The sequence below is a fragment of the Candidatus Sulfotelmatobacter sp. genome (assembly GCA_035498555.1).
Classification (GTDB): Bacteria; Eisenbacteria; RBG-16-71-46; order RBG-16-71-46; family RBG-16-71-46; genus DATKAB01.
This window is the reverse complement of sequence record DATKAB010000068.1, coordinates 1-7,086: the sequence shown is the minus strand read 5'-3', so window position 1 is coordinate 7,086 and position 7,086 is coordinate 1. Positions and strand designations below refer to the sequence as shown.

11 protein-coding genes are annotated in these 7,086 nt (G+C 71.5%); 1 reads left to right on the top strand and 10 read right to left on the bottom strand.

What is annotated here, in order from left to right; all coding sequences use genetic code 11:
• Nucleotides 1-236 precede the first annotated feature (236 nt).
• Nucleotides 237-446, bottom strand: coding sequence for a hypothetical protein (locus VMJ70_06240; protein ID HTO90714.1), 210 nt, complete (start codon nucleotides 444-446; stop codon nucleotides 237-239).
• On the opposite strand from VMJ70_06240, the gene VMJ70_06235 reads away from it, so the two are divergent.
• Complete coding sequence (locus VMJ70_06235) at nucleotides 413-775, top strand: SDR family oxidoreductase (GenBank protein ID HTO90713.1); 363 nt, start codon at nucleotides 413-415, stop codon at nucleotides 773-775. The genes VMJ70_06240 and VMJ70_06235 overlap by 34 nt on opposite strands.
• Nucleotides 776-921: 146 nt before the next feature.
• On the opposite strand, the gene VMJ70_06230 is transcribed toward VMJ70_06235, so the two are convergent.
• From VMJ70_06230 to VMJ70_06190, 9 genes are all read right to left on the bottom strand, one after another.
• On the bottom strand, nucleotides 922-1,878 hold the full coding sequence (locus VMJ70_06230; GenBank protein ID HTO90712.1) for a PP2C family protein-serine/threonine phosphatase: 957 nt from the start codon (nucleotides 1,876-1,878) through the stop codon (nucleotides 922-924).
• Nucleotides 1,879-2,089: 211 nt separating this feature from the next.
• The gene (locus tag VMJ70_06225) at nucleotides 2,090-2,953 is read right to left on the bottom strand and encodes a F0F1 ATP synthase subunit gamma (GenBank protein HTO90711.1); all 864 of its coding nucleotides are present in this window, start codon (nucleotides 2,951-2,953) and stop codon (nucleotides 2,090-2,092) included.
• Nucleotides 2,950-4,446: a F0F1 ATP synthase subunit alpha gene (locus VMJ70_06220; protein HTO90710.1), complete on the bottom strand. Its 1,497-nt coding sequence runs from the start codon at nucleotides 4,444-4,446 to the stop codon at nucleotides 2,950-2,952. Before VMJ70_06220 ends, VMJ70_06225 begins: the two co-directional genes overlap by 4 nt.
• Nucleotides 4,443-5,165, bottom strand: coding sequence for a hypothetical protein (locus VMJ70_06215; protein ID HTO90709.1), 723 nt, complete (start codon nucleotides 5,163-5,165; stop codon nucleotides 4,443-4,445). Before VMJ70_06215 ends, VMJ70_06220 begins: the two co-directional genes overlap by 4 nt.
• Nucleotides 5,166-5,171: 6 nt before the next feature.
• Nucleotides 5,172-5,432, bottom strand: a complete 261-nt coding sequence (gene atpE, locus VMJ70_06210) for an ATP synthase F0 subunit C (protein ID HTO90708.1) — start codon at nucleotides 5,430-5,432, stop codon at nucleotides 5,172-5,174.
• Entirely contained in the window at nucleotides 5,425-6,108 is a 684-nt protein-coding gene (gene atpB, locus VMJ70_06205) for a F0F1 ATP synthase subunit A (protein ID HTO90707.1), read from the bottom strand. Before atpB ends, atpE begins: the two co-directional genes overlap by 8 nt.
• Nucleotides 6,105-6,338: a hypothetical protein gene (locus tag VMJ70_06200; GenBank protein HTO90706.1), complete on the bottom strand. Its 234-nt coding sequence runs from the start codon at nucleotides 6,336-6,338 to the stop codon at nucleotides 6,105-6,107. The genes atpB and VMJ70_06200 overlap by 4 nt, the downstream gene beginning before the upstream one ends.
• On the bottom strand, nucleotides 6,335-6,622 hold the full coding sequence (locus VMJ70_06195) for an AtpZ/AtpI family protein (protein HTO90705.1): 288 nt from the start codon (nucleotides 6,620-6,622) through the stop codon (nucleotides 6,335-6,337). The genes VMJ70_06200 and VMJ70_06195 overlap by 4 nt, the downstream gene beginning before the upstream one ends.
• Nucleotides 6,619-7,026: a hypothetical protein gene (locus VMJ70_06190; protein ID HTO90704.1), complete on the bottom strand. Its 408-nt coding sequence runs from the start codon at nucleotides 7,024-7,026 to the stop codon at nucleotides 6,619-6,621. The genes VMJ70_06195 and VMJ70_06190 overlap by 4 nt, the downstream gene beginning before the upstream one ends.
• Between the last annotated feature and the right edge of the window lie 60 nt (nucleotides 7,027-7,086).

Below are 7,086 nucleotides of genomic sequence, written 5' to 3'. Positions count from 1 at the left end.
GTGTGCCGCTTCGCCGACCGCAGCCATGTCTTCGTCGGAGATGTCCATCGCCGATCCGGGGAAGGAGACAAGGTACTTCGTCATCGTTCGGTTCTCCGGGTGTGAGTTTCGGAATTGGGTGTGGGGCCTAACGACAATTCGACAGGTCTGCCCGGTCTCGCCACGCTCTTCCCCATGCCCCCATTCGCGCCGTGGCGGCGTTAGGCTACAAGCGGCGCGGCCGGACTCCCTCCAGCCTATCCGCCGGGCTGACCACCTCCGGCACGTGATCCACCCAGCGCCAGGAACTCCAGCGCCGGCATCCGGTGCACTCCAGCGTAGGGAGCGTCGACGCGATCCGATACCAGTTCCGCCTCGGCGCGCCGCCACGCTTCCTCGAGCACCGGGGGCTCGGGCTCCGGCAGCGCCGCGAATGTGCCGTCGCGACGGAACGCGCCGTCGCTCATCAGCAGGTGCAGATGCGGATGGCTGGTGCTGGAGGAATTCGGAGTCCGAGGCGGTACGCTGGGGCAAGCGCGGTGCGCGGGTCAATGCGATCAGTCCTGGCATCATCATCACCCCGCTCGCCAAGGACGAACTTTCTGGGCCCCGCGGCGAAGGCTACCGACGCATGATCGACCTTTGCCCGGCAGGACGTGCGGGCACTCCAGACGAGGTTGGAACGGTCGGCGCGCTCCTGATGAGCCCTGATGGCGCCTTCATTACGGGCAGCGACTTCCTCATGGATGGCGGCGTCACCGCCGCCTACTGGTACGGCGAACTCGCCGCGAGATAACCGGCCAGGAGTCATCACGAGCTCACCGCGCTACTTCATCGCCGCCACCCGCCCCGGCCCGGTTCCGGCCGGGCGCGGCGTCTGCTTTGCCGCGGGCGCGGTGTCTACTTTGCCGCGGGCGCGGCGCCGGCCCCATGCCCGGCGCCTCAGGCCGGGCCGGCGGCTGGCGAATCCTTCGCGCGAATCACGAGAATCGCGGTGTCGTCGTCGGCGGGCTGGCCCCGGGCGAACGCCTCGCAGTCGTCCACCAGGCGCTGGACGATCGCCTCGGCGGAGCCGCTGCCGCCGCGCTCCAGCGCCGCGGCGATGCCCTCCTCCTCGAAGAACTTCCCCTGCGGGTTGCTGCGCTCGCTCAGGCCGTCGGTGTAGAACACCATCGCATCGCCCGGCTCGAGCAGCGTATCGGAGCAGGGAAAACGCATCTCCTCGATCATGCCGAGCGGCGGCGCCGTCGCTTCCAATCGGATCATCTTCCCCCGCCGCGCGAGGAAGCCGGGCGTGTGCCCGGCGTTGACGTAGGTGAACCGGCGGCCCGCCAGATCGAGCACGCCGAGCAGCATCGTGATGAAGCGGTTCGCTTCGGTGTGGCGGCAAAGGTGCACGTTGATCGCCGAGACGACGCGCTCGAGCGATCGCTCGTCGAGGTCCGCGAACTTGAGGATCGCCTGGAGATTCGCGGTCAGGAGCGCTGCGGCCACGCCCTTGCCGGAGACGTCCGCGATCGTGAGCAGCAGACGGCCATCCTTGAGCAGCAGCGTGTCGTAGTAATCGCCGCCCACTTGCTGGTACGACCGGTAATAACCGGCCAGCTCGAAGCCGGGCGGCTGCGGCAGCACCAGCGGGCGGAGCCGGGTCTGGATCTCGCGCGCAGCCTCGGCGTCGCGCTCCTGTTCGACCCTCGCGATCACCTGGCCCCGCAGCAGGCGTTGCAGGACGACGATCCCGGCCACGCCCAGATAGACGAGGGTCCACGCGATCCATTTTCGTCCCGCTGGAAGCGTGCGCGCGAACTCGAGACCGAGGATGCCGAACACGCCGCCCACCACGACGCCGGTCAGCATCATGGCCGCGAGGATTCGCTTCGGAAAGCGGCGGCGGCGCACTTCCCTCCAGGCCGCGAGCGGAAGCCAGCCCTTGAGTGCCATGGGAGGTGAGTGTAGCGCGAATCTGGCGCCTCCCGGCGCGGGCGCCCGGTCGCGCCCGGTCCGCACGCTTCTCCCGCGCCGGCCTGGCCCCTCCGGCCACGGTGATCGCGATGCCGCTGGTCGCGCTGCGCGCCAGTTCGAGCGCACGCCCTACGCCGGCGTGCGCCTGCTAGATGGCGCCGGGCGCCAACCACACTGAGCGGGCGGCAGCGCGCTTGCGCTGCTCCAGGCGCGAGGCCGCGGCGATCTCGATCATCTCCTGCGTGCTGGCCTCGCGTCGCGCAGTCGCAAGCTCGAGGCGCACAACTTCCGTGCGCTCATCGAGCCAGCGCTCCGCCGCCTGCGTCGCCACCAGCCGCGCGCCGTGCTCCGACGCCAGCGCATCGAGCACCAGCTGATAGAGCGATACATAGAGGAATTCTCGGATCGCCGCCGTGGCGAGCTGCGCGCGCGCCACGTAGCGGATCGTGCGCTCCGGCGCGGCCGGCTCGAAGGCGACCGGCAGCAGCCGCGTGACCACCGGATTCGCGTGTCCCACGCCGACGAAGCGGCTCGAGACGATGTGAAAGCTCGAGAGCCGATCGCCGGTGTAGCGCGCGAACACGTCCTCGCCCACGCGCAGCAGCAGATCGGTGATCCCGCGCACGCCGGTGGGCGCCGCGAGGGCGGCGTCGATCGCGACCCCGCTCCTCGCGAGCAGCGTCGCCCCCCGGCGCCCGACGCACAGCGTGGGGCCCGCCCCCAGCTCGCGCCGCGTCTTGACCGCTTCCGCGACCAGCTGTGAGTGGAACGCTCCGCACAGCCCGTATTCACCGCCGATCACGAGCAACCCCGCGCCGTTCTCGCCCGAGGGCAGCGCCGCGTGGCTCCATGCCAGAACGCGCTCCACACCGCGCCGATACGCGCGCGCCGGCTCGACCACGGCGCGCGCCGCGCGAAAATGGTGCGCCGAGAGGCTCTTCATCGCGCCCACCGCTTCGCGAAGGGTGCGCAGCGTGCGCAGCCGACGTCGCAGCTCGACCTGGCGCTTCACCGCTGCGCCCCGTCCGCCACGGGGAGCAGCCGGCGCGCGGACGACTTCCAGTCCCCGGGAGGCTCGTTCCCAGCATCGAGCGCGGCTGTCGCCTCGGGCAGCTCGGCCGCCATTCGCTCCCAGGCGGCCGCCAGTACCGCGCGCGCTTCCGTTGGCGCGAGGCCGTCCAGCCAACCCTCGTTGACGGCGATCAGCGAAAGAATCTGCTCCGCCGGGCTGCGGCGCGTGAAGCGCGGCTGACGCAGGATCTCGCGTAGGATGCGCCCGCGCTCCACGGTGCGGCGCGTGGCGAGGTCCACGTCGAGGCCGACGCGGGTCAGGGCCTCGAGCGCCTCGAAGCGCGACAGGGCGATCTTCAAATTGCGCGCCGCGACGCGCATCGAGTCGAGCTGCGCCGCGCCTCCCACGCGCGAGACGCTGCGCCCGACGTCGATCGCGGGGCGTTCGTTGCGCTCGAAGCGCGCGGTGTCGAGGTAGATCTGCCCGTCGGTGATCGAGATCAGGTTGGTCGGAATGTAGGCGGACAGATCGCTCTCGGTGGTCTCGACCAGCGGAAACGCCGTGACCGATCCCCCGCCGGCCTGCTCGGCGCGCGCGGTCGCGCGCTCCAGCAGCTGGGCATGGATATAGAAGATGTCGCCGGGATACGCCTCGCGGCCCGGCGGACGCCCCAGCAGCAGCGCCAGCTCGCGGTAGGCGTCGGCGTGTTTGCTGAGATCGTCGTAGATCACCAGCGCGTCGCCCCCCCGGTCCCGGAAATACTCCGCCACCGTGGTGCCGGCATATGGCGCCAGGTACTGGAGCCCGGGCGGATCGCCGGCGTCCGAGCCGATCACCACCGTGTGCTCCAGCGCGCCCACGCGCGCCAGGGACTCGCGGACCGACAACACGCGCGAGATCGGCTGTCCCACCGCCACGTAGACACAGGTCACGCCGGTCCCGCGCTGGGCGGCGACGATGTCGAGCGCGAGCCCGGTCTTGCCCACGTTGCGGTCGCCGACCACCAGCTGGCGCTGCCCGCGTCCGATCGGAATCCCTGCGTCCACCACCATGATTCCGGTGAGCAGCGGGCGGCGCACCGGCGCGCGCTCGGTGAGCGCGGGCGCTTCACGAAACACGCTCCGCCGCTCGCCCGCGGGCCGCGGCCGGCCATCGAGCGGCCGGCCGAGCGGATCGAGCACGCGGCCCAGCAGGTCGGGGCCCACGATCAGCGACGGCAGCCGGCCGGTCGCGGTCACGCCTTCGCCGGCGCGTACGCCATCGGCGCCGAGGAGCATGACCACTCCCGTGCGATGCGGCTCCAGCTCGTAGGCCATGCCGAGCGCACCGGAGTCGAACTCCACCAGCTCCTCGGCGCCAGCATCCTCAAGCCCCAGGACCTGCGCCACCCCGTCGCCGAGCTCGACCACCGCTCCGCGAAGCCCGAAGGCGCGGCCGAGTTCGATATCCGAGAGCCGCTCGAGGCGGTCCGCGAACCCGGCGTGATCGCTCATGTCGTCTCCAAGTCGGCGGCCGGGCCCGCCGCCACCACGGCTCCGGCCGCCTCGCGCGCCAGAGCGGCCGCCGAGGCCTCGATCTTGCCGCCCGGCAGAGTCACGCGCACACCGGCGCCCAGCGCCGGGAGCTCGCGCGCCTGAAAGCCGTCGCCGAGCGCGGCGGCCAGCAGCTTCTTCGAATCGGGATCGAGCCCCCGCGCGGACTCGACCAGCACCGTTCCTGCCGCGGGCCGCGGAAGCTTGCGAAGTTCCTCGCAGGCGGCGCGCACCAGCGCGAGATCGAGCGCCGGACCATCCAACGAGCGCAGCAGACGCACCACCGACTCGCCGGCGATGCGTCCCACGGTCCCCGCCAGCGCGACCGCCTCGGCCTGCCGGCGCGCCTCCTGCTCGCGCTCGAACGCGCGGCGCTCCTCGTCGGCCGCGGCGCGCGCTTCCTCGACAATTCGTGCCGCCTGCTGCCCGGCCTCATCCAGACGCTTCTTCGCCTCGGCGGTGGAGGCGGCTTCCAACTTCGCGCGCGCGCCGGCCGCCTCCTGGAGCCGCGCCTCGGCCTCTCTCTTCACGCGCGCTGCGTCCTCGAGATCCTTGTCGTGACGAGCCCGCTCGGCATCGAGCGCGCGCCGCACCGGCTTGAACAGCACCCAGCCGAGCGCGGCGGCCAGCAGCAGGAAGTTGACCGCCTCAAACAGGAAGTTCGCGAGCGCCGTGGACACGTTTGCCTACCGCGCCGCCACGAACGGATTCGCGAACAACAGCACCAGCGCGATCACCAGGCAGAAGATCGCGGTGGACTCGACCATGGCCAGCGCCACCAGCTGATTGCGCGTGATGTTCGTCGCCTCGTCCGGCTGCCGAGCCAGCGCGTCCATGCCGGCCGCTCCGATGCGGCTCTCGCCCAGCGCCGCTCCCAGCGCGCCGATGGCCATGGTGAAGCCCGCCGTGACGATCGATCCCAGTGCCAGAGCCGCGTGTTCACCCATGTGAGCCTCCTTCTCCGATGCGAATGCCGGCGCCGATGTAGACGCTGGCCAGAATGGTGAAGATGTAGGCCTGCAGGACCCCGATCAGCAGATCGAGAACCATGAGCGGAATCGGAACCAGCAAGCCGACGAGCGAGACGATCAGCGCCACCACCAGGTGGCCGCTCAGCATGTTCCCGAACAATCGCATGGCGAGCGCCAGCGTGCGCGACAGCTCGGTGATGAAGTGAAGCGGCAGGAACAGCGGATTCGGCCGCAGGTAGGCGCGGAAGTAGCCGCCCAGTCCGCGCGCGTGGATCCCGGCCACCGGCACCGCAACGAACACCAGCGCGGCGAGCGCGCTGGTCGCCCACAGGTTCGAGGTGGGCGCCGGAACCCCCGGCAACTGCCCGACGATCGCGGCAGCGGCGATGAAGAGGAAGAGGCTCCCCGCGAACACCTCGAGCCGCGGCGACGGCCTTCCCACCGCCCCCTCCACCAGATCGTGGAGGAAGCCGAACGTGAGACGACCCGCCGCGGCCATGCGCCCGCCGGGACGGCGCGTCACGGCCTGCGCGAGCGCGGCGCAGCCGGCGACCAGGAGCAGGCTGGTGGCCGCGCTGGTCGCCATTGTGAACGTGATCGGCACTGCGCCCAGCCGCCCGATCAAGCGGTCGCCGAAGATCGTGGGACTCATGACAGCCTCGCGCGCAGCACGCCGACCGTCAGGGCGAACGCCACGAACCATCCGGCAGTGGCCGGCACCAGCTGCCCGGCGCGCGCCGCGAGCAGCAGCACCACGCCGACCAGCAGCGCGCGCGCGACCAGCCCGAACGCCGCCGGCGGCCGCCCGGCGGAGCGCCCCAGCAACAGCCCGTGCGCGAGCCCGGCGGCGAGTCCCGCCATCGCTGCGAGCGCCGCGATCACGAGTCGTTCCCCCGCACCGCGCGGTAGGCCGCGAAGCAGCCGATCGCGGTGCCGATCGTGAGCAGCATCAGCGTGAAACGGATGCCGGAACTCCAGTGCCGGTCGAGCAGATGTCCTAGCAGAGCGCCGCCCGTGGCGAACAGAACGATCGGCCAGCCCACACTTCCAATGAGGGCGAGTGACTGCCAGAAGCGCCCGCCCGGCTCGCGCCGATCCAGACGGTCGAGGTCGCGGCGCGTGCGATCGCGCGCCTTGCCTCCGCGCTCGGCCCGGGGCGCGCTCACGGCTCACCCCGCGGCCCGGCGGGACGCTGGCGAAGCTCGCGCACGATGCGCTGCTCCAGCTCGCCCAGGCGGCGGCGTAGCACCAGTTCCGAGTCGGGCGTTTCGAGGACGCGATCGAGCGCGGCCTGGACCTCGGCCCCGCTCGCGCCCACCGCGGCGAAAGGCGTGAGCAGCTCGGCGCGCTCCACATCCAGATCGAGCAGTCCGCCGGCGGTGGCGAGATAGCGGATCCCGTGCGCCGAGCGCGCGATCACCAAACCCGGCTCGACCTCCGTCGCCAGAGGCTCGCCGCGCGGGCGCAGTCCGATCTGCCCGCTCGGCGTGGGAAGCCGCGCGCCGAGCAGCGGCTCGTCGAACACCACCTGCGCCGGCGTGCGGACGATGAAACGCAGGCTGTCAGCCATGGCGCGCGTCCCCCAGAGCGCCGATCATGAACAGCGCGTCCTCCGGCAGATCGTCGCAGC

Coding starts and splice junctions, on each gene's coding strand:
- atpE (HTO90708.1), bottom strand. CDS start 5,432: ATGGGTGAACACGCGGCTCTGGCACTGGGATCGATCGTCACGGCGGGC.
- VMJ70_06240 (HTO90714.1), bottom strand. CDS start 446: ATGAGCGACGGCGCGTTCCGTCGCGACGGCACATTCGCGGCGCTGCCG.
- VMJ70_06220 (HTO90710.1), bottom strand. CDS start 4,446: ATGAGCGATCACGCCGGGTTCGCGGACCGCCTCGAGCGGCTCTCGGAT.
- VMJ70_06235 (HTO90713.1), top strand. CDS start 413: ATGTGCCGTCGCGACGGAACGCGCCGTCGCTCATCAGCAGGTGCAGAT.
- atpB (HTO90707.1), bottom strand. CDS start 6,108: ATGAGTCCCACGATCTTCGGCGACCGCTTGATCGGGCGGCTGGGCGCA.
- VMJ70_06190 (HTO90704.1), bottom strand. CDS start 7,026: ATGGCTGACAGCCTGCGTTTCATCGTCCGCACGCCGGCGCAGGTGGTG.